The following is a 23621-nucleotide window of genomic DNA, read 5'->3' as shown; positions in this document are numbered from 1 at the left end:
GCGCTGTGCTGCGGGGAGGGGTCAGTCCTCACCCCGGACGATGTTCCACTCCGGCCCGGAGCTCACCGCCCCGGGGGTGCCCCGGTCCCCGACGGCGGGGAGGCAGGTCCGCAGCGCGGCCTTTCCGCGCAGACGGCGTGCCTTCGACCAGCCGGTCTCGTGCTGACGGACGACGGGCTTCTCACTGGTGTCCATGGACTCCACGACTCATCATCTTCCTTCTGCTTGCGCTCGTGTTCGAGTCCCCAGTGAAAATCCGAACAAACCCGGACCGGAGCGGTCTCGAACTCCGCTCCTCAGGCCCGGTGTTGCAGGACGCACGACGGTCCCGCGCACGACGGGGTGCGCGGGACCGTGCGGGTGGGTGCCGCTGTCAGGCGTTGGGGCGCGCGGCGCTGATGTCGCCGAGCGCCGACTCCGGGTCGCGCTCCATGGCCAGGTCGCCCAGGGAGACGATGCCCACGGGGTGCCCGTGATCGACGACCGGGATGCGGCGCACCGAGTGCTCGCGCATCAGCTCCACCGCGTGCCCCAGGTCCTCGTCGGGGCCGACGGTGACCAGGTCGTCGCTGCACGCACCGGCCACGGTGGTCTGCTCCGGGTCGCCGCCCCGGCTGATGGACCGGACGACGAGGTCCCGGTCGGTGACCAGGCCGCGCAGGTCGTCGCCGTCCGTCACCAGGACGACACCGAGGTCCTCGTCGCGCATGATGCGCGCCACCTCGGCGACGGAGGTCTGCGGCCCGACGGTGACCGGGTCGCCGGTCATGATGTCGCGGACGTGCTGAGCCATGACGTTCCTCTTCCTTCGGCTCGTGGCGGATTCTCCGTTCTGCGCCGCCACGGGTACCCGGCCGGGCCGCGGTGTCACCAGGTGCGCCCGGCCTCCAGCAGACGGTCGCGGACGAGGGCGACGTGCGGGTTGTCCGAGGTGCCGGGCCGCTGGACGAGGAAGCCGGTGTTGATCGGCGCGTCCTGCGGGGCGTCGAGGAGGACCAGGGCGCCAGACGCCAGTTCCCCGGCGCACAGGTAGCGCGGCAGCACACTGAAGCCGGCGCCGGCCGTGACCAGGGCCAGGACGGCCCGCAGGTCCGGCACCGAGACGGCGGCGCGGCAGTTCAGACGCCGGCCGAACACGTGCCGCCAGTAGCGGCGCACGATGGGCAGGTCCTCGGCGTAGGTGATCAGCGGGACGTCGTGCAGCGCGGCGGGAGTGTCGGCCGCCGGGCGCTTCGCGATCCGCTCGGCCCAGGCGGGGGCGGCGACCAGGACGAACTCCTCGTCGGTCAGCGGCACCGCCGGCAGGGTGCGGCCGCGGGGCCGGGTGGTGGCGATCACCAGGTCGTGGCGGCCGGCGCGCAGTTCGTCGAGCAGGGGCTCGGTCAGCCCGGTGGCGACGCGCAGCCGGACGCCCTCGGTGACGAGTGGGGCGAGGGCGGGCAGGGCCCGGGTGGACAGCAGTTCGGCGGGCCCGGCCAGGTGGACCGGCTCGGCGCGTGACTCCGCCCGGGGGCCGTGGCCGGTGGCCTCGGCGAGCGCGTCGAGAGGGGCCGCGACCCGGGCCGCGAGTTCGTCCGCCACGGCCGTCGGGGCGACACCGCGCGGCAGTCGTTCGAACAGCTCACGGCGGGTCTGCCGTTCCAGTGAGCGGATCTGCGTGGTGACGGTCGGCTGGGACAGGCCCCGCAGCTGCGCGGCGGCCGTGAAGGAACCGGACCGGTAGACCGCCAGGAAGGTGCGCAGCAGGTTCAGGTCCGGCTGCGTGGGTGCGCCGGTCGCGCCGAGCGGGTCGAGGGGCCTCACATGAACCGACCCTACCCGGTCCGGTCATTGGAATTCCTATGGCTGCTATTGCCTCTGTCATTGGAAAACCGTCGGTCCGGGCGCCTACGGTCGTTGTCGTCCCTGTCACCGCCGCGCTGTCCGACCGCGGCTCGTCCCCCTGGAGATGCATCCACCATGTCGAAGATCCTCTTCGTCGTCACCGGCGCCGACACCTGGACCCTGGCCGACGGCACCGGGCACCCCACCGGCTTCTGGGCCGAGGAGGCCGTCGCACCGTACGAGGCGTTCAGGGCCGCCGGGCACGAGGTCGTCGTGGCCACGCCCGGCGGCGTCGAGCCCACCGTCGACCGGGCCTCCCTGGCTCCCGAGGTGAACGGGGGGCAGGAGAACGCCGACCGGATCGCGAAGGCGCTGGAGTCCTTCACCGAGCTGCGGCGTCCCGTCCGGCTCGAGGACGTCCGGCTGGACGACTACGCGGCCGTCTTCTACCCCGGCGGCCACGGCCCGATGGAGGACCTCGCCGTGAACGCCGACTCCGGCCGGCTGCTGGCCCGGGCCCTGGAGTCGGGCAGGCCGCTGGGCGTCGTCTGCCACGGGCCGGCCGCGCTGCTGGCCGCCGTCGGGGCCGACGGCACCAACGTCTTCGCCGGTTACGAGGTCGCGGCGTTCACCAACGCCGAGGAGATCCAGGGCGGCCTCGCCGACCGCGCCCCGTGGCTGCTCCAGGACCGGCTCACCGAGGCCGGTGTGCGGGTGCGGGCCGGGGAGCCGTGGGCCCCGCACGTGGTCACCGACCGCAGCCTGGTCACGGGCCAGAACCCGGCGTCCTCGGCCCCGCTGGCCCAGGAGCTGCTGAAGCGGCTGGGCTGAGCCGCGGGCGCCGCCGGACCGGTCCGGCCCTTCAGCGGCCGAGCGTCAGCTCCGCCCACACCTGCTTGCCGCCGCTGACCGGCAGGGTGCCCCAGGTCGCGGTGAGAGCCTCCACGAGCAGGATGCCCCGGCCGCCGGTGGCCTCCCAGCCGATGCTGGTCGGCCGGACCGGTGAGCGCGGGGAGGCGTCGGCGACGGCGATGCGCAGCCGGTCGTTGACGAGGGTGAGGTCCATCCGGACCTGGCCGTCGGTGTGCACCAGGGCGTTGGTGACGAGTTCGGAGACGACCAGGAGCGCGGCGTCGTGGTCCACGGTGACGCCCCAGGAGCGCAGGGTGCGCCGGGCGAAGCGGCGGGCGTGTCCGACGGCCTGGGGCACGCGCCAGACCGTCCAGCTCTCCCTGAGCGGGCGCAGTTCCATGCCGTCGTAGCGCAGGAGGAGCAGGGCGACGTCGTCGGTGCGCGGGGCGTCGCCCAGGAGGCCGTCGGCGACGAGGCCCATGTCGGCCGGGGCGGCGTCGGCGAGCCGTCGGGCGAGGTGGGCCATGCCTTCGTCGATGTCGGAGTCGGGCGTCTCGACGAGCCCGTCCGTGGCCAGGGCGATCATGGTGCCGGGCGGGAGCCGGAGCGGGCTCATGGGGAAGTCGGCCCGGGTGACGACGCCGAGGGGCGGCCCGCCCTCGGCCTCCGCGATCTCGGTCCGGCCGTCCGGATAGCGCAGCACCGGCGGCAGGTGCCCCGCGCGCACGCACCAGGCCGCGCCCTCCTCCAGGTCGACGTCGACGTAGCAGCAGGTCGCGAAGAGATCGCTGTCCATGTCCGTCAGCAGCCGGTTGGCGTGCGCGACGACCACGTCCGGCGGGTGGCCCTCGACGGCGTAGGCGCGCAGGGCGGTGCGCATCTGGCCCATGAGGGTGGCGGCGCCGGCGCTGTGGCCCTGCACGTCGCCGATGACGAGGGCGACGTGATGGTCGGGCAGCGGGATGACGTCGTACCAGTCGCCGCCGAGTTCGAGCCCGGCCGTGCTCGGCAGGTAGCGGGCGACGGCCACCGCGCCGGGCAGCCGGGGCAGGCTGCGCGGCAGCAGCTGGCGCTGGAGCATGCCGACGAGTTCGTGCTCGGCGTCGAAGGCCCGGGCCCGCACCAGGGCCTGTCCGGCCAGGCCCGCGCAGGCGGTGAGCAGGGCGCGTTCGTCGGTGCCGAAGTCGTGCGGGGCGTCCCAGCCGATCAGGCAGGCGCCGGCCATGCGGTTCCCGGCGGGCAGCGGCAGGACGGCGAGACCGCCGGGGCCCACTTCGGCCAGGGCGCGTTCCAGGGGGCTGCCGGCGGGCCAGATGCGGGCCCTGCCCTCGCGCAGGGCGGCGGCGAGGGTGGGCATGGCGCGCACGGGCGCGTCGGGCCACTCGGTGCGCCACTCCGACCGCCACAGCTCGGGCCAGGCCTCGGGTTCGGGCGGGTCGAGGACGGTGACGACGAGCCGTTCGCTCTCCAGCTCGGCGAGCGCGATCCGGTCCGCCCTGAGCGGCCTGCGCAGCGCGGCGACCACGGCCTTGCCCACGTCGCGGACGGTGACGGCGGTGGCCAGGGCGGCGGCAAGACGCTGGACGCGGGCCACGTCGGTGACGTCGGAGCGCAGGGTGGAGACGTCGACGACCGTGCCCACGAGCCGGGCCGGGCGCCCCTCACCGCCGGGCAGGAGGCGTCCGCGCAGCCGGAGCCACTTCGGCGGCCCGGCGGGCTGGAGCACCCGGAACTCCAGCTCCCGGTCGCCGATGGACATGTGGTCGGCCTCCACCACGGACATCAGCGAGGGCAGGTCCTCGGGCACGGTCAGGCTGAGCAGCGTCTCGATCCGGCCGTCGAACTCCACGGGGTCCAGTCCGAACAGCTCCAGCAGGTCGTCGCCGATCCGGACCCGGCCGGTGTCCATGGCGAGGCTGAAGGCGCTCGGGGGCAGGTCACCGGCCTCGGCGGGGGTGGGCGGCGCGGTGAAGGCGACCGCCTCGGAGATGAGTTCCAGACAGCCGAGGTCGTCGTCGGAGAATCCCCCGGGGCGTTCGGTCACCGCCAGCAGGCAGCCGCCGTCCCCCTGCACGGGCAGGGCCGTGAGGAAGAAGTCCCCGAAGGGCGTGCGCCGTGCCTGGGCGTGCTCGGCGAGTTCGGCCGGGCCCAGCGACACCGGGCGTCCGCCGCGGTGGGCCTCGGCGACCGGGGACCGTCCGGCGCGCGGGTAGCTGTCGCGCAGGCCGTAGAGCGTCCTCGGGACCCCCGCCGACTCCATGAGGCACAGCAGCTCGCCGTCCTGGCCGGGCGCGTACACGGCGGCGAACACCGCACCGGCGAAGACGAGGGCCTGTTCGAGGACACGGCGCAGCCGGTCGGGCGCCTCGTGATCGACCGCGATCGCCTTGAGGGCACCTTCGGCACGCAGCGTTCGCGTTCCGCGCTCTTGGGCGCCCTGACTGACCACGTTGGCCATTACAGCGCTAATGAGACACCTGCGCAGCCCCTGTGGGCGTTCCGTGGACCGGCACCGGGGCGGACGCTCGAAAGAAATCGAACATGACGGGACGCCTGCGTTCCGCACGGTGTTCTCGTGACAGGCGTGACGGTCCGGGCGCGGTGCGCGGCGCCTGTGACCGAAGGCAACCAGTTCGTCACGGGGCCGCTCGTCGTGCGGGACGGGCCGTCAGGGGGGAGATTTGTTCCTGAACCCGGTCGCGCGGCCGTGCGAGGAGGTGGTCGGCGTGTCCGACGGGCAGTCGTCCGCACAGGCGCCGGCAGCCGCCAGGACGCCGGTCGGCCGTCCCCTGCTCTCGCTGGCGCTGGCGTCGATGATGGACGAGGTGCACGCCCACTCCGGCGCGGTCTATCTGATGGCGCCGGACCAGCCGGTGCTGGAGATGGCGGTGATGGCCGGTCTGCCGCGGGCGTTCGCGGCGCCCTGGGAGCGGGTCGGCCTGAGCTCGCCGATCCCGGTCGCCGACGCGGCGCGCGAGCGGCGGCTGGTGTGGGTCGGCGGCGAGGAGCAGATGGCCCGCCTCTATCCGCGGATCGCCGTGGTGCTGCCCTATCCGTTCGCCCTGGCCGCCGTGCCCGTCGCCACCGAGACCACCGTCTACGGCGCGGTCTTCGTGACCTGGCCGGGCGCGCACCCGGCGGAGCTGTCCGACCACGAACGCGAGCACCTGACCGCGGCCTGCGGGCGGCTTGCGGTCCGGCTGGAGCGGGCGGCCGAGCACAGCATCCCGCCGCACCCCGAGGCCGATCTGCTCGCCTCTCCCCTGGTCGGCGGCATGGCCGGCACGCTGGGCACGGTCGAGGCGGCCCGGATGGTGAGCCGGCTGCCCTACGGGCTGGTCTCCCTGGACCTGCACGGGCGGATCGGCTTCGTCAACGCGGCGGCGGGCGAGCTGCTGAACGTCCCCGTCAGCCGGCTGCTGGGCACCCAGCTGTGGGCGTCGGTGCCCTGGCTCAACGACCCGGTGTACGAGGACCGCTACCGGGCCGCGCTGCTGAGTCAGCACGTCACGTCCTTCGTGGCGCTGCGCCCGCCCGGCGAGTGGCTGTCGTTCCGGCTGTACCCGAGCACGACGGGTCTGAGCGTGCGCATCACGAGGTCCCGTGCCGTGTCCCGGATGAACCGGACCACTCCCCCGCCCGACGGGACCCCCTCGCGGCTGGTCACCATCTCGCAGGTGCTGGATCTGGCCGGCGCCCTCACCGAGGCGGTGGGGGTGCAGGACGTGGTGCAGCTGGTCGCGGACGAGATCGCCCCGGCGGTGGGCAGCCAGGCCCTGGTGATGCTGGGCTCCCGGGCGAACCGGCTCCGGGTGCTGGGGCATCGCGGGTACCGGGACCCGCACGTGGTGGAACGCTTCGACGGGATGCCCCTGACCGAGCCGACACCCGGCACACAGGTGCTGCGCACGGGCGTGCCCGCGTTCTTCGAATCGCGGGAGCAGCTGGAGCGCCTGTACCCGGCGCGGCAGGCCACCCCGGACGGGTTCGCGGCCTGGGCCTTCCTGCCGCTCATCGCCCAGGGCCGCCCGGTGGGGACCTGCGTCCTGTCCTACGCCGAGCAGCACCCGTTCCCGACGGAGGAGCGGGCGGTGATGACCAGCATGGCCGGGCTGATCGCCCAGGCGCTGGAGCGGGCGCTGCTCTACGACGCCAAGCACCGCCTCGCGCACGGCTTGCAGGAGGCACTGCTGCCGCACTCCCTGCCGTCGCTGCCCGGCATCGAGGCGGTGGGCCGTTATGTGCCGGCCACCCAGGGCATGGACATCGGCGGTGACTTCTACGACCTGGTGGGCAGCCGGGGCACGGCGGCGGCGGTGATCGGGGACGTGCAGGGCCACAACGTGACGGCCGCGGGGCTGATGGGCCAGGTCCGCACGGCGGTGCGCGCGTACACGACGGTAGGGCAGGCCCCCGAGGAGGTCATGCGCAGCACCAACCGGCTGCTGCTCGACCTCGGGTCCGACCTGTTCACCAGCTGCCTGTACCTGCGGCTCGACCCGGCGCACGGGCGGGCCGTGATGTCCCGTGCGGGGCACCCCCCGCCGCTGCTGAGACGGCCGGACGGCCGGGTGCGCGTCCTCGACCTGGCGGGCGGCCCGCTGCTGGGCATCGACGCCTCTGCGGTGTATCCGACGACGGAGGTCGCCCTGGCCCCCGGCTCACTGCTCGTCCTCTATACGGACGGCCTGGTCGAGTCGCCCGGCACGGACTTCGAGGAGGCCCTCGCAGATCTGGGCCGACGGCTGGCCGACGCCGGTGACCGGCCGCTGGACGAACTGGCCGACAGCCTCGTCCACCAGGAGCGGCACCGCACCGACGGGGAGGAGCGGCTCGACGACATCGCCCTGCTGCTGATCAGGGCCCTCGGGTAGGGCGGGAGGGCGGCGGCGCCGGGGAGGGACGGAAGCAGTGTCGGCGGCCGGGGACGCGGTGCGTCGGTCGCCCGCCGGAAGAGCGGCCCTCCGTCCGGAAGCCCGGCCCGTCCGCCACCGGCCGACCGGGTCAGGGAGGGGAGTGCCGCGAACGCCGGCGGCCGGCCCGGTCCCGCCGGGAAGGAGGCGGGACCGGGCCGGCCGTGCCGGGCCGGTGGTGCCGGACCGGCTGCCGACGGCGTGAGAACGCGTCAGCGGGACTCGGTCAGACCGGAGTTGTCCTCGACACCCTGGCCCGCGTCGTGACCGGCACCGGCGTCCTCACCGGCACCGGCACCCGCTTCGTCGCCTCCGGCCTGCTCACCGGCACCGGCACCCGCACCGGCACCGGCTTCCTGCCCGGCACCCGCGCCGGCACCGGCCTCGTCACCCGCACCCGCGCCCGCTTCGTCACCGGCACCGGCCTCGTCGCCCGCGCCGGCTTCCTGGCCCGCGCCGGCCTCGTCACCGGCGCCGCCGCCCGCGGCACCGCCCGCGCCGAGGGTCGCGCCGACCGCCTCCAGGGCGGTGGTCACGGGCTGGAAGAACGTCTCCCCGCCGACCGTGCAGTCGCCGCTGCCGCCGGAGGTCAGGCCGATCGCGAGACCGTCCTGGGTGAACAGCGAGCCGCCGCTGTCGCCGGGCTCGGCGCAGACGTCCGTCTGGATGAGGCCCGTGACGGTGCCCTCCGGGTAGTTCACCGTGGCGTCGAGGCCGAGGACCTGGCCGTCGTTGAGCCCGGTGGTGCTGCCCATCCGGAAGACCTGCTGCCCGACGGTCGCCTCGGCGGCCCCGGTGATCTGCACCGTCTGGTCGCCGGTGTTGACCTCGCTGGGCGCCTCGGTCGCCGGGTCGTCGTACTTCACGAGTGCGAAGTCACCGTTGCCGGGGAAGGTGGCCTGGTCGACCGTGGCGATCGGCTGGCCGCCCTGGGTGTCGGACCACTCGTTGCCGCCGAGGGTGCAGTGACCGGCGGTCAGGAAGGCCGGAGAGCCGTCGCCCGCGGTGACGTTGAACCCGAGGGAGCAGCGCGAGCCGCCCGCGAAGATGGCGTCGCCTCCGGAGACGAACGGCTTGAAGGTCCCGGAGGACTTCTTCAGGGTGGCCATGCCGGAGCCGAGCTCGCGCACGGTGGACTGCAGTCGGTCCCACTTGGCGCCGGTCACGGTGCTGTCCGCCGTCACCAGGAGCTTGTTGGTGCGCGGGTCGATCGACCAGGAGGTGCCGGCGATGGTCGCCTCGGACTTCAGCGTGGAGGCCCCGTCCTGGAGCTCCGACCAGCTGTTGTCGACCTCGCGGACCTTCGCGCCGGCCGCCTTCGCCTGCACGATGACGTTGTTGTTGTCGCCCGGCACGACGTTGACGACGAGCTGCTGGCTGTCGCCGTCGTAGTAGGACCCGCCGAACGCCTCGCCGAGGAGCCCGGAGAGCTGCGAGGCGAGATCCGAGGCGTCGCCCGCCTTCAGGGTCTTCGGCGCCGCCGCCGCGTCACCGGACGAACCGTCCTGGGAGGCGTTGGCGTTGGGGAGCAGGATCGCGGCCGCGCCGAGCGCCACCACGCTGCCCGCCGCTATCGCGGCCTTGCGCTTCGGAATTCGCTTGTGACTCAAACTTCTCTCCTCCTGGGGGACGGAGTAGGTGCCGCCGTCCGGCAGCTGATGGGGGGCGCCTGGATGGCTGTTGGTACGCACGGGCCGCGCGGGGCGTTCAATTCCGTTTGCGAGTGATCCCTTCGCATCGCGAAATCGGCCAACTCCCGCCACCCGCGCACCGACCGCGCGGTCTGTGACCGCCGCGCTCACCTGGGCCGGTGCGGCAGGGCGTCCGCGACGGGCGCGCGAGGAGCCTTGGCCGGATGACGGCCTTTCAGCGGCGGGCGCGCCGGCGGAACCACGGAACGGAACGCTCCGTATCCGCCCGGGGACGGTCTGTCGATCTTGTTGAGTCGAATCCCGGCTTCAGCGAATCTGCACAGCGCGTGCTCAACCCGGTCACCGAAATCAGGGTTGTCCACAACCTGTCCGGGTGGGTCACGCCTTTGGGGCGGGAGTGCCGGATTCGCCGCCGGGGGAGGCAAGGGCCTGGATGCGCCGATGCGGTGCGGCATGTGAAGAACTCGCTGCCAAGTGGTGTCGAGACCTGCACGGATCGGTGCCCTTGGGGCGTAAGTTGCCTGGTGGGACGGTTGGTTGATTGGAAGCGCGGACCCGCAGCGTGCTTTGATCCATCGCACCGCGGGGGCCGCCCAGGGCACCTGGAAACGGGTGCCCGGCACTCGCGGTCGCGGCCGTCATCTGTCCCCAGAGGGGGCCGCTCCCCCCTTGTGAGATATCCATATGAAGGGAAGTTCCATCATGAACTCCACCCCCCAGGTTGAGACCGTCGAGATCGCCGACGCCGAGCTCGACGCCGTCTCCGGCGGTCTGGCCGTGAACGCCGTGAACACCGTCACCGACACGGTGAACGGCATCGCTCCGGTCTCCGGCCTGGTCGACACGGCCGTCGGCACCGTCGAGGGCGTCACCGGCCTGAACACGGCCCCGGTCACCAACCTGGTCGCCGGTCTCTGATCGAGCCCCAGTGCCGTCGAGTCCCGGAGCCGCAGCCCGCGGTTCCGGGTTCTTCGGCTGCCGTGACGGCTTCCGTCACGGTCGTCAGTACCTCTTCTACGGGTGAGGGAAGTTCCCTTGCAGTTCCGCCAACAGGCCCTCGCCAAGCTCCAGTCACCGGAGGAACTCGACCTGCCGGTGCGGTTCGCGCGCCCGCAGGGCTGGCTCGTGCTGTCGGTGACGGTGGTCGCGATGGCGGCCGCCTCGGTGTGGGCGGTGACCGGTTCGGTGACCTCGACCGTCAGCGCACCCGCCATCCTCACGCACGGGCAGGGCAGTTACGTCCTCCAGAGCCCCGTCGCGGGACAGGTCACCGCCGTGCTCGCCAAGCAGGGCCAGCAGGTGCCCGCGGACTCCCCCGTGCTCAAGGTCCGTACCGTCAGAGGTGAGGCCGTCGTGCGCACACTCGACGCGGGCCGGGTCTCCACCCTCGCCGCCACCGTCGGGCAGATCATCCGGACCGGCGCGAACGTCGCCGCCGTCGAGAAGATCGCCCACACCGACGACCCCCTCTACGCGACCGTGTACGTACCCGCCGGGAACGCCGCGTCGATCCCCGGCGACGCCGCCGTGGACCTGACCGTGCAGTCGGTGCCGACGCAGGAGTACGGCGTGCTGCGCGGCCATGTGAAGTCGGTGGACCGCTCGGCGCAGTCCCCGCAGCAGATCGCCGCGTTCCTCGGGGACAGTCAGCTCGGCGAGCAGTTCACCGAGAAGGGCAGGCCCGTGGCCGTGACGGTCCGGCTGGACAAGTCGTCCGCCACGAAGAGCGGTTACGCGTGGTCGTCCGCCGACGGGCCCCCGTTCAAGCTGACCTCCATGACCCTGGCCTCCGGTTCGATCCGGCTCGCCGACCAGCGCCCCGTCGACTGGCTGCTGCCATGAGCGCGACCGCACAGGAGCCGCGGAGCAGGAGACGCGCCGCCCCGCCCCGGCGCAAGGTGCCCAAGTCCCGGGCGAAGACGGTCCGCACACCCACCGTGCTCCAGATGGAAGCCGTCGAGTGCGGCGCCGCCTCCCTGGCGATGGTCCTCGGCCACTACGGCAAGCACGTCCCGCTGGAGGAGCTGCGCATCGCCTGCGGCGTCTCCCGCGACGGCTCACGCGCCAGCAACCTGCTGAAAGCCGCCCGCAGTTACGGCCTGACGGCCAAGGGCATGCAGATGGACCTGGCCGCCCTCGCCGAGGTGACGTCGCCGGCCATCCTGTTCTGGGAGTTCAACCACTACGTCGTCTACGACGGCATGGGCCGCCGGTTCGGCCGCCGCGGCGTCTACATCAACGACCCGGGCAAGGGCCGCCGGTTCGTCCCCATGGAGGACTTCGACGGCAGCTTCACCGGTGTCGTGCTGGTGCTGGAGCCCGGCGAGGACTTCGCCCGGGGCGGCCGCAAGCCCGGTGTCATGGGCGCGATGCCCGCCCGGCTGCGCGGCACCGCGGGCACCATGCCGGCCGCCGTCCTGGCGAGCCTGCTGCTGGTGGGGGTCGGCGCGGCGGTGCCCGCGCTCAGCCGCACCTACATCGACGAGTTCCTGATCGGGAACAAGACCTCGCTGCTCGGCGTGCTGTTCACGTCGATGGCGGCGTGCGTGCTGCTCACCGTCGTGCTCACCTGGCTCCAGCAGGCCAATCTGCTGCGCGGCCGCATCATCTCCTCCACCCTGTCCAGCGCCCGGTTCCTGCGGCATCTGCTGCGGCTGCCGGTGACGTTCTTCTCCCAGCGCAGCCCCGCCGACCTGGTGCAGCGCCTGCAGTCCAACGACGCCGTGTCCGAGACGCTCTCCCGCGACCTCGCGGCGGCGGGCGTGGACGCGGTCGTGGTCGTTCTGTACGCGGTGCTGCTCTACACCTACGACCCGCAGCTGACGTTCGTCGGCATCGGGGTGGCGCTGCTGAACGTCGTCGCCATGCGCGTCGTCATCCGGCTGCGCGCCACGCGCACCGCGAAGCTGCGCGCGGACACCGCCCGTCTCACCAACACCGCCTACACGGGCCTTCAGCTCATCGAGACCATGAAGGCGACCGGAGGTGAGGACGGCTACTTCCGCAAGTGGGCCGGACAGCACGCCACCACCCTGGAGGAGCAGCAGCGGCTCGGTGTGCCGAGTGCCTGGCTGGGCGTCGTCGCGCCGACCCTCGCCACCCTCAACAGCGCGCTGATCCTGTGGATCGGCGGCATGCGGGCCGTCGAGGGGCACATCTCGGTCGGCCTGCTGGTCGCCTTCCAGGCCCTGGTCACCCGGTTCACGGCACCGCTGACCCGGCTGAACGGCGTCGCGGGCCGTATCCAGGACTTCGCGGCGGACGTGGCCCGGCTGAAGGACGTGGAGAACTTCCAGGCCGACCCGCTCTACGGCCGTCCCGGCGCCGGCGAGTCCACCCGCCGTCTCCAGGGACACGTGGAGCTGGAGAACATCACGTTCGGCTACAGCCCGCTCGACAAGCCGCTGCTCAGCGGCTTCGACCTGACGGTCGGCCCCGGGCAGCAGGTGGCGCTGGTGGGCGGTTCGGGCAGCGGCAAGTCCACGGTCTCCCGCCTGATCTCCGGGCTGTACACGCCGTGGGAGGGCGTGATCCGCATCGACGGGCAGCGCATCGAGGACATCCCGCGCGGGGCGCTGGCCGCCTCGGTCTCCTTCGTCGACCAGGACGTGTTCCTCTTTGAGGGCACGGTCCGCGACAACGTGGCGCTGTGGGACCCGTCGATCCCCGAGGATGCGGTGGAGGACGCGCTGCGCGACGCCGCCCTGTACGACGTGATCACGCGCCGCCCCGGGGGCATCCACAGCAGGGTCGAGCAGGACGGCCGCAACTTCTCCGGCGGGCAGCGTCAGCGCCTGGAGATCGCGCGGGCGCTGGTGCGCCGGCCGAGCATCCTGGTGCTGGACGAGGTGACGAGCGCGCTGGACGCGGAGACCGAGCAGGTCGTGATGGACAACCTGCGCCGGCGCGGCTGCGCCTGTGTGGTGATCGCGCACCGGCTCAGCACGGTGCGCGACAGCGACGAGATCGTCGTCCTGGAGCACGGCACGGTCGTGGAGCGGGGACGGCACGAGGACCTGGTGGCCCGCGGCGGAGCGTACGCGGCACTGGTCAGGGAGCGGTGAGATGACGGCCGTTCACGAAGGGCACGACGGCGACCTCGTGCTGGGCGCCTTCGGGCAGCTGGGCACGCGCATCGACTGCGCCGGGTTCAACCGCCTGGACCTGGAGGGGCCGCAGGTGCTGTGGCTGGTGGCGTCCGGGGCCGTGGACCTGTTCGCGGTCGACGCCGGGCAGCAGGGCCACTGGCATCATCTGGGCCGGCTGGAGGCGGGCTCGCTGGTGCTCGGTCCGGTGCCGGGTCCGCAGCACACCCTGGTGGCCCGGCCGCTGCGGGACTGTGTGGTGCACCGCATCGGCCTGCGCGAGCTGTACCAGCCCGCCGACACCGCGACCTGGTCGTACGACGCGTACGGCAACCCACAGTACGTGCCGCCGACGACGAGCCCGCTGGAGTACGCCCTCGCCCTGGGGGTCGGCCGCAGCCTGTCGATCCTGTTCCAGGCGCCGATGGCCACCGAGCGGGCCGCGGCGCCCACCGACGACGACGTGTTCTGGATGCAGGTGCCGCCGGGCAGCGTGCAGTACGGCTCGCTGTACGGCGCGGAGGCCGCGGCCGACCTGCTGATGGACCCCGCGCTGTGGCAGTCCGTGGTGGACCAGCAGTACCGGCTGCTGACCACGCTGGACCGCTGGATCGAGCAGTTGGAGCGCACCCACGAGACGCGCACGGCCGAGGGCATCAAGGCCGGTGAGGCGGTGCGCGCCCAGGCCGACCGGACGCTGCTCGCCTCCATCGGCACACGCTCCTCCCAGCGCACCACCTCGGCCGACGCCGACGCCACGTACGCGGCCTGCAAACTGGTCGGGCAGGCTGCCGGGATCCGGATCACCGAGCCGACTCAGAAGGGCACCGGCGGCGACCGTCTCGACCCGGTCGAGCAGGTCGCCCTGGCCTCCCGTGTCCGTACCCGGGCGGTACGGCTCGACGGCCGCTGGTGGCGCGACAACGTCGGGCCCCTGGTCGGTCAACGGGCCCTGTCGGGGGCGCCGGTGGCGTTGCTGTGGCGGCGCGGCGGCTATGTCGCGGTGCATCCGTCGACCGGCCGGGAGACGCCGGTCGAGAAGGCCAACGCCGACGAGTTCGAGCCGCGCGCGGTGATGTTCTACCGCCCGCTGCCCGAGCGGGGGCTCAGTCCGCTGCGGCTGCTGCGGTTCTGTGTGCAGGGCATGCGCGGCGACCTGACGGCACTGCTGCTCAGCGGTCTGGTCACGGTGGCGATCGGCGCGCTCGTGCCCATCGCCACCGGCAAGGTGCTGGGCGAGTTCGTGCCGAAGGCGCAGACCGGGCTGATCGTGCAGGTGTGTCTGGCGGTGATGCTGAGCAGCGTGGTGGCGGCGGCCTTCATGCTGTTGCAGAACCTGACCATCCTGCGGCTTGAGGGCCGGATCGAGGCCACGCTCCAGCCGGCGGTGTGGGACCGGCTGCTCCGGCTGCCCACGAAGTTCTTCACCGAGCGCTCCACGGGCGAGCTGGCCAGCGCCGCCATGGGCATCAGCTCGATCCGCAGGCTGCTGGCGGGCGTCGGTCCGACGGTCGCCCAGTCGGTGACGGTCGGCGCGATGAACCTGGGGCTGCTGCTCTGGTACAGCGTGCCGATGGCGATGGCCGCGATCGCCATGCTCGTCGTCATCGCGGCCGTCTTCCTGGCGCTCGGGCTGTGGCAGGTGCGCTGGCAGCGGCGTCTTGTGGTGCTCTCCAACAAGCTGAACAACCAGGCCTTCCAGACGCTGCGAGGCCTGCCCAAGCTGCGGGTGGCCGCCGCCGAGAACTACGCGTACGCCGCATGGGCCTCTCAGTTCGCGCGCAGCCGTGAGCTCCAGCAGAAGGTCGGCCGTATCAAGAACCTCACGACGGTGCTGGGCGCGGTGTACCTGCCGCTGTGCACCCTGCTGATGTTCATGCTGCTGGCCGGCCCGGCCCGGGGCTCGATGTCGGCGGCGGCGTTCCTGACGTTCAACACCTCGGTGACGATGGTGCTGACCTCCGTCACCCAGCTGACCGGCGCGTTCGTCTCGGCGGTGGCCGCGCTGCCGCTGTTCGAGGAGATCAGGCCGGTGCTGGACGCCACCCCCGAGGTGCGGGCGGCGAGCACCCGCCCGGGACCGCTGACCGGTGCGATCGAGGCGCGCCGGGTGTCCTTCCGCTACTCCGACGACGGTCCGCTGGTCCTGGACGACGTGTCGTTCGAGGTGCGGCCCGGCGAGTTCGTCGCGGTCGTCGGCCCGAGCGGCTGCGGCAAGTCGACACTGCTGCGGCTGCTGATCGGCTTCGACCGGCCCGTGTCGGGCAGCGTGCTGTACGACGGGCAGGACCTGGCGGCCCTGGACCAGTCGGCGGTACGCCGCCAGTGCGGTGTGGTGCTCCAGCACGCACAGCCGTTCACGGGCTCGATCCTGGACGTCATCTGCGGCACCGAGCCGTACACGCCGGAGGAGGCGATGGCGGCGGCCGAGATGGCCGGTCTCGCCGAGGACATCAAGCGCATGCCGATGGGCCTGCACACCATCGTCTCGGGCAGCGGGGCCGTCTCCGGCGGCCAGCGCCAGCGGCTGATGATCGCCCAGGCGCTGATCCGCCGGCCCCGGATCCTCTTCTTCGACGAGGCGACCAGCGCCCTCGACAACGAGACGCAGCGCACGGTCATCGAGAGCACCAAGGCGCTGCACGCGACCCGGATCGTCATCGCGCACCGGCTGTCGACCGTGATGGACGCCGACCGTGTCGTGGTGATGGAGGAGGGCAAGGTCATCCAGCAGGGCCCGCCCGCGCAGCTCCTCGCCGACACGAACGGCCGGCTGCACGAACTGGTGCGCCGCCAGATGGCGTGACGCGCGGTCGTCCGGATGTGACCGGTACCCCGCCGCGCCTCCTGTTGGCCGGCGCCGTAAATGGGTACCCACCGGCCATGCGAATCAGCGTGGTGGACGTGGGATCGAACACGGTCAGACTGGTGGTCGCGGACGCGGCGGACGGGGTGCCGCTGCCCGTGCACACCGCCAAGTGGCGGCTCAGGCTGTCCGAGCAGGTCGCACCGGGGGGACCGATCCCCGAGCAGGCCGTGGGGCAGCTCGTCGAGGCGGTGGCCGAGGCGAGCAGGACCGCCGCCCGGTGGGGCGCGACGGGCCCGCTGGCGTTCGCGACCGCCGTGGTGCGCAACGCGCCGAACCGGCACGAGGTGCTGCAGACCGTCCGCGCCCGTACGGGCGTCGACCTGTGCACCCTGCCGGGTGAGGTCGAGGCCGAGCTGACGTTTCTCGGCGCCCGGCGCTGGATGGGCTGGCGGTCGGGGCCGCTGGCCCTGCTCGACATCGGCGGCGGAACCCTCGAAGTCGCCTTCGGGCGCGGCCGGTTGCCCGACTTCGTGGCGTCCCTGCCGCTGGGCGCGCGACGGCTGACGCACGAGTTCTTCGAGGACGAGGACCCGCCGTCACCGGAGCGGGTGCGGGCGCTGCGCCGCAAGGTCCGCCATCAGCTGCGGGACGTCGCGGCGCGGATCCGCTGGGAGGGCCCGCGCACGGCGGTCGCCACCTCCCGCACCTTCCAGCAGCTGGGGCGGCTGTGCGGCGCGGCGCCCGGACGGCACGGCCCGTTCGTGGACCGGCAGATGCACCGCTCCGACCTGCGGGCGGCCATCACGCAGCTGGCCGCCCTGCCCGCCGCGGAACGCGCGCACCTGCCCGGCATCTCCGCGCCGCGGGCCGCGCAGAGCCTGGCCGGGGCGGTGGTGGGGCACACCGCGCTGAAGCTGACCGGCATCAAGGCCGTCACGGTGTGTCCGTGGGCGATCCGCGAGGGGGTGCTGCTGCGCCACATCGAGGACGGACCCTCCTGGTGGGCGGAGGTCGCCCGCCGCAGTGAGGAGGCCGCCCCACCCGACCCCGTGCCGCTGCGCATCGCCTCCGCCACCAGCTGAAACGCTCACGACCCGACGTACCGGACGCAGGAAGGAGACCGCCGTGTCCGAGCACAAGGACCACGACCGGGACCAGGACCAGCACGGCACACCGCCGCAGACGGCTCTCGAAGAGGTGCTGCGGGAGGTCGAGGACGCCGAGAACCGCACCCGGGACTCCGCCGAGCAGCGCCGTCACCGGGGTGAGGCCGGGGAGGCCATCACCCCCAACGCACGCGCCCAGGAGGAGTCCGAGGGCGACTGACGGCATCGGGCGGGCGCCACCGGGGGCAGGGCGGCGGCACCGGCGGGTGACCTTCGCCGCCGGGCGGGTACCCGGCGCGCATGGAGCACGAAGGACCAGCACTGCCCACCCCGCGCGGCCCGCTGAGCAGGGGCGTCGACGCCTGGCTGCGGGGCGCGGGGCGGCTGCCCCGCCTGGAGGACGTCGCCCGGGCCGAGGTGTACGGCGACGACCTCCAGCTCGCCCTGTACGTCTGCTACGAGCTGCACTACCGCGGCTTCGCCGGTGTCCCGGCGGAGCGTGAGTGGGACGTCGACCTGCTGCGCGTGCGCGCGGCCATGGAGCAGCGCTTCCTGTCCGCGCTGCGCGCCGACGCCCGGGTCCACGACACCGTGGACGAGGCATTGGCCGGCCTCCTGGTCGAGCCCGTCGAGGGCACCGGCGTCAGCCACTACCTGCGCGACGAGGGCGAGCTGTGGCAGATGCGGGAGTACGCGGCCCAGCGCTCCCTGTACCACCTCAAGGAGGCGGACCCGCACGCCTGGGTGCTGCCGCGGCTGTACGGCCGGGCGAAGGCCGGGATGGCGGCGGTGGAGTTCGACGAGTGGGGCGGCGGCCGCGCCGACCGCGTGCACGCCGCCCTGTTCGCCGACCTGATGAGGGACCTGGGCCTGGACACCACCTATGGCCGCTATCTCGACGCGTCGACCGCCGAGGCCCTGGTCACGGTGAACATGATGTCCCTGTTCGGCCTGCACCGGGCCCTCAGGGGCGCTCTGGTCGGCCATTTCGCGGCGGTCGAGATCACCTCGTCGCCGGGGTCGCGCCGGCTCGCCGAGGCGATGCGCCGCACGGGCGCCGGGCCCGCCGCCGAGCACTTCTACGACGAGCACGTCGAGGCGGACGCGGTCCACGAGCAGGTGGTGCGTCACGACGTCATCGGCGGACTGCTGGAGGAGGAGCCGCATCTCGCTCCCGACGTCGCCTTCGGTATCGACGCGACCGAGTTCGTCGAGGAGCGCTTCGGCGCCCGGCTGCTCACCGACTGGCGTGCGTCACGTTCGTCACTGCGCGAACCGCTGGCCCGGGAAGTCACTCATATCTCCTGATGACCGGGGTACTCGGCGTCCGTGATCGCACTCGTACTCCCGGGCGTGTACGCCCCGCAGGAAGACACCGAGCTGCTGGCCGGTGCCCTGTCCGACGAGCCGCTGCCCCCGGGCGCCGAGGTTCTCGACGTGGGCACCGGCAGCGGCGCCCTCGCCCTGGAGGCCGCTCGCCGGGGCGCCCGTGTGACCGCGGTGGACGTCTCCTGGAGCGCCGTGTGGGCCGCCCGGCTCAATGCCCGGCTGGCGAGGCTCCCGGTCCGCATCCGGCACGGCAATCTGTTCGATCCCGTGCGCGGGAGGACGTTCGATCTGATCCTGGCCAATCCCCCGTACGTGCCGGCTCCGGACGGCCGTCGCAGGCAGCCCCGCGGCGCTGCCCGGGCCTGGGACGCGGGTGACGACGGGCGTCTGGTCGTCGACCGCATCTGCCGGCAGGCACCCGGTCTGCTGCGGCCCGGCGGGGTGCTGCTGCTCGTGCAGTCGGCGCTGAGCGCGCCCGATGTGACCGTGGAGCAGTTGCGCGCGGCCGGTCTGAAGGCCGCGGTGACCCGCCGGCATCGGATCGAGTTCGGGCCGGTGCTGCGCGGCCGGGAAGCCTGGCTGCGGGAGCGGGGGCTGCTGCCCGCCGCCGATGACAAGGAAGAGCTGGTGGTCGTCCGTGCCGAACTCCCCGTCTGACCGGTCCGCCGCGACGCCGCGCCGCGTCGCCGTCCAGCGCAAGGGCCCGCTGTTGATGGAGGGCCCGGTGGAGGTGGAGCTGGAGGACGGCTCCGTCGTCGCCTCCGACCGCTTCCGTGTGGCGCTGTGCACCTGCCGGCGCAGTCGCCGCTACCCGTGGTGCGACACCAGTCATCGCGACCGGGCCTGAGTACCCGGTCCGGACGGACCGGAAGAGCCCAGAGGCCGGCGGGCGGCCCCACTCCGCCCGCCGGCCCCCTCGCGCGAGATCGCGACTCCCCGTGACAACGGCCCGGCTCCCCAGCCACGGCCCGCTGCGCTTCACGGACTCAGTGCGATCCCGGTCTGTGGGCTCGGCCCGCTCAGAAGGAGAAGACGCCCGTGCCGTAGGCGTTCTTCATGCAGTCGTTGGAGAAGGTGCGCTCGTAGGAGACGCGCTTGCCCTGCCAGACGCCGTCGACGGTGATGACGACCGGGTCGTACTGCTTGGTGCACATCACGCCCTCCTTCGCCGTCAGGGCGTCGAAGTCCCCGCCGACGCCGCGCAGTTCCGCGCAGGCCGCTCCGGCCGCCGGGTGCGTGCCGGCGGGCGTCGGGGCGCAGGTCAGGGTGACCGCGCGTTCCGGCGTCGTCGCGAGCGCGCTCTCACCGTGCCCCACCGTGAGGACGAGAGCCGACGGGGCGTAGAGCGCGGTGGGGGCCTGCCCCGGGGCGGCGAGCGCGGCCCCGGAGAGGGGGCCGCAGACGGCGGTGGCCGTCAGGCCGAGGGTCATGGCCCAGCGCGCGGTGTTCCGCATTGTGTGCATCCTTCCGCATCGATTACAGGGGGTGCCGGTCCGTGCTCGGTCGGTGCCCGGAGCGGCGAGCGCGAGTCTGCCGAGTCCGCCGCGGAAACACACATCGACCCCACGGGTTTCAGTAACCTTGCGTATTGAATCAGTGGCGCGAAGTTACGGAATCCGCGCGGGTGAAGCCCGTAACCGCACGGGCCCCGGGGTCATGAAGCGGCCAGATGGCCGAATTCCAGGTGTTCGTTAATCGGCCTGAAACATTCCGATTCCGCTCTCGGCCGACTGCTTCGTGACCCCTTGTGTTCATCGCGCGGCCGGATATTTGTCATTACATGACGGCTCCACCGCGGCGGGATGAGCCGTCCGCTGTGCACGGCGAGCGCCCGACCCTGATCCCTCCGGGCGCATACCGCTCGGTATCGTCGCCCGCACGGCAGGTCCCGACGAGGAGACGACGAGAGGCGGGGCGTACGTGGGCAAGCACTGGGCGGACTTCCAGTACGAGATCTACCTGAACGGGATGACGGGTGCCGTACCGCGGCTGCCCACCGATCTGACCCGGCTCGAGGAGCTCACCGAGCAGCGGCTCGGGCCCGGCCCGGTCGACTACGTGGCGGGCAGCGCGGGCAACGGCAGTACGGCCCGGGCCAACCGGGCGGCCCTGGAGCGCCGCAGGATCGTGCCGCGCATGCTGCGGGACGTCCACGAGCGGGACCTGTCCGTCGAGGTGCTGGGGCGTGCCCTGCCCGCCCCTCTCGCGCTGGCCCCGGTCGGGGTGCTGTCGATCATGCACCCGGACGCCGAGTCCGCCGCGGCCCGGGCCGCCGCCGCACAGGGCGTGCCGTACATCCTGTCGTCGGCCTCCAGCACACCCCTGGAGCAGGTCGCCGAGGCGATGGGGGACGCCGAGCGCTGGTTCCAGCTGTACTGGCCGAAGGACCCGGAGGTGGCCCGCAGCTTCCTCGCCCGGGCGAGGGCGGCCGGGTACACGGCGCTGGTCGTCACGCTGGACACACCGCTGCTGTCCTGGCGGCCGCGTGATCTGGACCAGGCCTATCTGCCGTTCCTGCACGGGGTCGGCACGGCCAACTACTTCTCGGACCCGGCCTTCCAGGCGGGTCTCGCCAAGCCGGTGCACGAGGATCCGGACGCGGCGGTGATGCACTTCGTCGGCATGTTCTCCGACCCCGCCAAGAGCTGGCCGGACCTGGCGTTCCTGCGGGAGAACTGGGGCGGCCCGATCGTCCTCAAGGGCGTCCTGCACCCCGACGACGCGCGCCTGGCCGCCGACGCCGGCATGGACGGGGTGGTCGTCTCCAACCACGGCGGCCGTCAGGTGGCCGGCTCCGTGGCGGCCGCCGACGCGCTCCCCCGGGTGGCGAAGGCGGTCGGTGACCGGCTCACCGTCCTCTTCGACAGCGGCATCCGCACCGGCGACGACGTCTTCAAGGCCCTCGCCCTCGGCGCCCGCGCGGTCCTCGTGGGACGCCCGTACGTCTACGGCCTCGGCCTGGACGGCCGGTCCGGCGTCGAGCACGTCATCCGCTGCCTGCTCGCCGAACTCGACCTGACGCTCGCCCTGTCGGGCCATGCCACACCCGGCACGGTCGGCCCGGCCGACCTCGTCGAGGATCCGGTCTGACAGGGGGCCGCGCTGCGCGTCCGCGGCGCAGCCCCGCTCGGGCCGTGGGGCCGGTCGTCAGGACGTGCCGCCGTGCGACAGCGTCACATGGCGGGCCGCCGGGTCCCGCTGCTCCTCGATCGACAGGGAACCCGACGCCGACGGCAGGGGCTCCGCCCGCCAGTGCTGGGCGTCGGACGAGCGGTCGCGGACCTTGACGACGATGTCGGCGTCCGGATCGTCGTCGGCCGGGGCGAGGGCGAGCCGCTCGTCCCAGCGGGGCAGCAGCTCCCCCCGCACGGTCAGGTCGTAGCGCACGTCGTCGGCCCGCTCGGCATCCTTGCCGGCACAGGTGCCGAGGACGACCACACCGGCGTCCTTGTGGGAGTCCAGACACAGTCCGGGATCGGCGACGCTGCGCAGCAGACCGTCGTCCTCGTAGGTCCACTGCTGGGTCCACACCGTCGAGCACTCCGCGAGCTTGGTGCCCGAGCCCTCCTTCGGCAGGTCCCGGATGTCCAGGCACAGATCGGCGCCCGCGTTGCGCAGCCGCGTCACGCCCTGCGCCGCGGGCAGGCCCGCGGTGCCGGGCGGTGTCACCGAGGCATCGCCCTTGCCGCCGGCCGCGCTGCTGGAGCCCGCCGGGTCGGCCTCACCCCCGTCGTGGGAGGACGTGCTGATGATGAGCACCGTCGCCAGCACCCCGGCCGACACCGCGCCCACGCCGGACAGCAGCGCCCGCGAGGAGCGCAGCCCCTGCGGAACCCGGGCCGGCACCGCGAGCCGGGACAGCAGCCCCTGCCGCCCGCCGCCCCGCCGTCCGCCACGCCGGCCCGTGCGAGCGCCCCGTGTGCCGTGCGAGGCCCGCCCGGGGCGCGAGTCGAGGTAGCGGCGGGCGCCCCAGCCGAGCACCGCCTCGGCGATCAACGGCCCGAGCGGGCCCTCGAAATGGCTCAGTTGCTCGGCCGCGTTCCGGCAGTAACGGCACTCGTCGAGATGCTGCTGAACGTCCGGCAGCAGTGCGCCGCCCCGGCGGATCGGCACATCGAGGAGGCGGTTGTAGAACCGGCAATCATGGGTCGGGGCGAGTTCGCGATGGGCGAGTACACAGCCCTCGCGGAATTTGTCCCGCGCCTGCTCGAGGGCCGCCGACGCGATCTCGGTGTCCATCCCCAGGAGTCCGGCGGGAACGCTTATGGGATCCGCCTCCACCTCGACATGCCAGAGCAAACACCGCGCAGCCGCGGGAAGTGCCTGGAATGCCCGCTCCGCGAGGAGGCGATTTTCCGGGGTCATGGACGTCGCCGCGCGCAGTCCCCGCCCTCCGGCCGGTTTCTGCAAGGCGGGCAGAACGGCTGATATTCGATCGTCACCCGACCACTCGCGGATCGTGTCGCGCACGGTCACCAGCAGGGCCGGACGCAGCGCGACGGCCGACTCGCCGAAGGCGAGACGGTTGAGGGTGCGGTGGAAGGCGATCCCGGTCACCATGGCCGCGACCTGCGACGACGAGGCCAGACAGATGACCGCGTAGTCGTGCGCCGACTGGTGGTGCCGGGCCATGAGCAGCGCGACGGAATGGGCGGCGACCTGGCCCTCCGGGCTGCCTCTCAGGGGGGCGGCGAGTGATTCATCGGATTCCCCTGGATCCCCGCCGGGCGGGGGATACGGAGGACGAGGGGGGTGGGGGGTGGGCACTGAGATGGTTCCTTCCCACGCGTGTGGCACACAGAAGTCCTGCCGCCGAAAAAGGAGGCCCGGTTGGTGCGTACCTTTTTTGGCGGGGCGCGGGAGGTGCGAATTCACCGACGGTGAGTCGGACGCGGTCAACAACTCACGTGCGACACCCGGCCATTCCCCCCGCACGCGCGATTCACTCTTGCACAACCCCCACACGGCCAACAAGGCGCCCGGACAACATCCCCGCCATTGACAGAAAGTCAGAAACGGGGAACGGATACGCGCTGTTCGCACCCGTTTTC

The 23621-nt window shown here is 72.9% G+C and carries 19 protein-coding genes; 12 read left to right on the top strand and 7 right to left on the bottom strand.

The window, feature by feature from the left end; genetic code table 11:
• Window positions 1–21: 21 nt before the first annotated feature.
• The 3 genes from AC0665_RS13300 to AC0665_RS13290 form a co-directional block, all read right to left on the bottom strand.
• Window positions 22–204, bottom strand: a complete 183-nt coding sequence (locus AC0665_RS13300) for a hypothetical protein (protein WP_363117034.1) — start codon at window positions 202–204, stop codon at window positions 22–24.
• A 169-nt stretch (window positions 205–373) separates the two neighbouring features.
• On the bottom strand, window positions 374–793 hold the full coding sequence (locus tag AC0665_RS13295; RefSeq protein ID WP_363116432.1) for a CBS domain-containing protein: 420 nt from the start codon (window positions 791–793) through the stop codon (window positions 374–376).
• Between the two features lie 74 nt (window positions 794–867).
• Window positions 868–1803, bottom strand: a complete 936-nt coding sequence (locus AC0665_RS13290) for a LysR family transcriptional regulator (protein WP_478705017.1) — start codon at window positions 1801–1803, stop codon at window positions 868–870.
• A gap of 156 nt (window positions 1804–1959) precedes the next feature.
• Here AC0665_RS13290 and AC0665_RS13285 point away from each other — a divergent pair, with 156 nt between their 5' ends.
• Window positions 1960–2655 (top strand): type 1 glutamine amidotransferase domain-containing protein, encoded by a 696-nt coding sequence (locus AC0665_RS13285; protein WP_478705016.1) that lies wholly within the window; start codon window positions 1960–1962, stop codon window positions 2653–2655.
• A 31-nt stretch (window positions 2656–2686) separates the two neighbouring features.
• On the opposite strand, the gene AC0665_RS13280 is transcribed toward AC0665_RS13285, so the two are convergent.
• Window positions 2687–5134, bottom strand: coding sequence for a SpoIIE family protein phosphatase (locus AC0665_RS13280; protein WP_468633038.1), 2448 nt, complete (start codon window positions 5132–5134; stop codon window positions 2687–2689).
• Window positions 5135–5393: 259 nt separating this feature from the next.
• Here AC0665_RS13280 and AC0665_RS13275 point away from each other — a divergent pair, with 259 nt between their 5' ends.
• Window positions 5394–7550: a PP2C family protein-serine/threonine phosphatase gene (locus tag AC0665_RS13275; protein ID WP_478705041.1), complete on the top strand. Its 2157-nt coding sequence runs from the start codon at window positions 5394–5396 to the stop codon at window positions 7548–7550.
• A 251-nt stretch (window positions 7551–7801) separates the two neighbouring features.
• Here AC0665_RS13275 and AC0665_RS13270 read toward each other — a convergent pair whose 3' ends face one another.
• Window positions 7802–9199 carry a S1 family peptidase gene (locus tag AC0665_RS13270; RefSeq protein ID WP_478705015.1) on the bottom strand — a complete coding sequence of 466 codons (1398 nt, stop codon included), beginning with the start codon at window positions 9197–9199 and terminating at the stop codon, window positions 7802–7804.
• A 744-nt stretch (window positions 9200–9943) separates the two neighbouring features.
• On the opposite strand from AC0665_RS13270, the gene AC0665_RS13265 reads away from it, so the two are divergent.
• The 9 genes from AC0665_RS13265 (at window position 9944) to AC0665_RS13225 (ending at window position 19417) form a co-directional block, all read left to right on the top strand.
• The gene (locus AC0665_RS13265) at window positions 9944–10159 is read left to right on the top strand and encodes a type A2 lantipeptide (RefSeq protein ID WP_390977767.1); all 216 of its coding nucleotides are present in this window, start codon (window positions 9944–9946) and stop codon (window positions 10157–10159) included.
• 117 nt (window positions 10160–10276) lie between these two features.
• Window positions 10277–11083 carry a biotin/lipoyl-containing protein gene (locus tag AC0665_RS13260; RefSeq protein WP_478605457.1) on the top strand — a complete coding sequence of 269 codons (807 nt, stop codon included), beginning with the start codon at window positions 10277–10279 and terminating at the stop codon, window positions 11081–11083.
• Window positions 11080–13305: an NHLP family bacteriocin export ABC transporter peptidase/permease/ATPase subunit gene (locus AC0665_RS13255; protein WP_478705014.1), complete on the top strand. Its 2226-nt coding sequence runs from the start codon at window positions 11080–11082 to the stop codon at window positions 13303–13305. The genes AC0665_RS13260 and AC0665_RS13255 overlap by 4 nt, the downstream gene beginning before the upstream one ends.
• A 1-nt stretch (window position 13306) precedes the next feature.
• Window positions 13307–16132 carry an NHLP bacteriocin export ABC transporter permease/ATPase subunit gene (locus AC0665_RS13250; RefSeq protein ID WP_478705013.1) on the top strand — a complete coding sequence of 942 codons (2826 nt, stop codon included), beginning with the start codon at window positions 13307–13309 and terminating at the stop codon, window positions 16130–16132.
• 77 nt (window positions 16133–16209) lie between these two features.
• Window positions 16210–17217, top strand: coding sequence for a Ppx/GppA family phosphatase (locus AC0665_RS13245; protein WP_363116440.1), 1008 nt, complete (start codon window positions 16210–16212; stop codon window positions 17215–17217).
• Window positions 17218–17260: 43 nt separating this feature from the next.
• Window positions 17261–17461 carry a hypothetical protein gene (locus tag AC0665_RS13240; protein ID WP_468404700.1) on the top strand — a complete coding sequence of 67 codons (201 nt, stop codon included), beginning with the start codon at window positions 17261–17263 and terminating at the stop codon, window positions 17459–17461.
• 80 nt (window positions 17462–17541) lie between these two features.
• Window positions 17542–18549 (top strand): iron-containing redox enzyme family protein, encoded by a 1008-nt coding sequence (locus tag AC0665_RS13235; RefSeq protein ID WP_468404698.1) that lies wholly within the window; start codon window positions 17542–17544, stop codon window positions 18547–18549.
• A 21-nt stretch (window positions 18550–18570) separates the two neighbouring features.
• On the top strand, window positions 18571–19227 hold the full coding sequence (locus AC0665_RS13230; RefSeq protein WP_468404696.1) for a HemK2/MTQ2 family protein methyltransferase: 657 nt from the start codon (window positions 18571–18573) through the stop codon (window positions 19225–19227).
• On the top strand, window positions 19208–19417 hold the full coding sequence (locus AC0665_RS13225) for a CDGSH iron-sulfur domain-containing protein (protein ID WP_363116444.1): 210 nt from the start codon (window positions 19208–19210) through the stop codon (window positions 19415–19417). Before AC0665_RS13230 ends, AC0665_RS13225 begins: the two co-directional genes overlap by 20 nt.
• Before the next feature lie 172 nt (window positions 19418–19589).
• Here AC0665_RS13225 and AC0665_RS13220 read toward each other — a convergent pair whose 3' ends face one another.
• Window positions 19590–20024: a protease inhibitor gene (locus AC0665_RS13220; RefSeq protein ID WP_468404694.1), complete on the bottom strand. Its 435-nt coding sequence runs from the start codon at window positions 20022–20024 to the stop codon at window positions 19590–19592.
• Window positions 20025–20490: 466 nt separating this feature from the next.
• Here AC0665_RS13220 and AC0665_RS13215 point away from each other — a divergent pair, with 466 nt between their 5' ends.
• Window positions 20491–21660: a lactate 2-monooxygenase gene (locus AC0665_RS13215; RefSeq protein WP_478705012.1), complete on the top strand. Its 1170-nt coding sequence runs from the start codon at window positions 20491–20493 to the stop codon at window positions 21658–21660.
• Between the two features lie 57 nt (window positions 21661–21717).
• On the opposite strand, the gene AC0665_RS13210 is transcribed toward AC0665_RS13215, so the two are convergent.
• Complete coding sequence (locus AC0665_RS13210; RefSeq protein ID WP_468633028.1) at window positions 21718–23337, bottom strand: RICIN domain-containing protein; 1620 nt, start codon at window positions 23335–23337, stop codon at window positions 21718–21720.
• Between the last annotated feature and the right edge of the window lie 284 nt (window positions 23338–23621).

The organism is Streptomyces sp. NPDC043685, assembly GCF_056436585.1.
Note: the sequence above shows the minus strand (reverse complement) of the source record. Positions and strands in the feature narration are given on the sequence as shown.

Excerpts from the sequence above, each read along its gene's own strand:
- AC0665_RS13295 (WP_363116432.1), bottom strand. The coding sequence starts at position 793 with ATGGCTCAGCACGTCCGCGACATCATGACCGGCGACCCGGTCACCGTC.
- AC0665_RS13285 (WP_478705016.1), top strand. The coding sequence starts at position 1,960 with ATGTCGAAGATCCTCTTCGTCGTCACCGGCGCCGACACCTGGACCCTG.
- AC0665_RS13280 (WP_468633038.1), bottom strand. The coding sequence starts at position 5,134 with ATGGCCAACGTGGTCAGTCAGGGCGCCCAAGAGCGCGGAACGCGAACG.
- AC0665_RS13265 (WP_390977767.1), top strand. The coding sequence starts at position 9,944 with ATGAACTCCACCCCCCAGGTTGAGACCGTCGAGATCGCCGACGCCGAG.
- AC0665_RS13255 (WP_478705014.1), top strand. The coding sequence starts at position 11,080 with ATGAGCGCGACCGCACAGGAGCCGCGGAGCAGGAGACGCGCCGCCCCG.
- AC0665_RS13250 (WP_478705013.1), top strand. The coding sequence starts at position 13,307 with ATGACGGCCGTTCACGAAGGGCACGACGGCGACCTCGTGCTGGGCGCC.
- AC0665_RS13245 (WP_363116440.1), top strand. The coding sequence starts at position 16,210 with ATGCGAATCAGCGTGGTGGACGTGGGATCGAACACGGTCAGACTGGTG.
- AC0665_RS13235 (WP_468404698.1), top strand. The coding sequence starts at position 17,542 with ATGGAGCACGAAGGACCAGCACTGCCCACCCCGCGCGGCCCGCTGAGC.
- AC0665_RS13220 (WP_468404694.1), bottom strand. The coding sequence starts at position 20,024 with ATGCGGAACACCGCGCGCTGGGCCATGACCCTCGGCCTGACGGCCACC.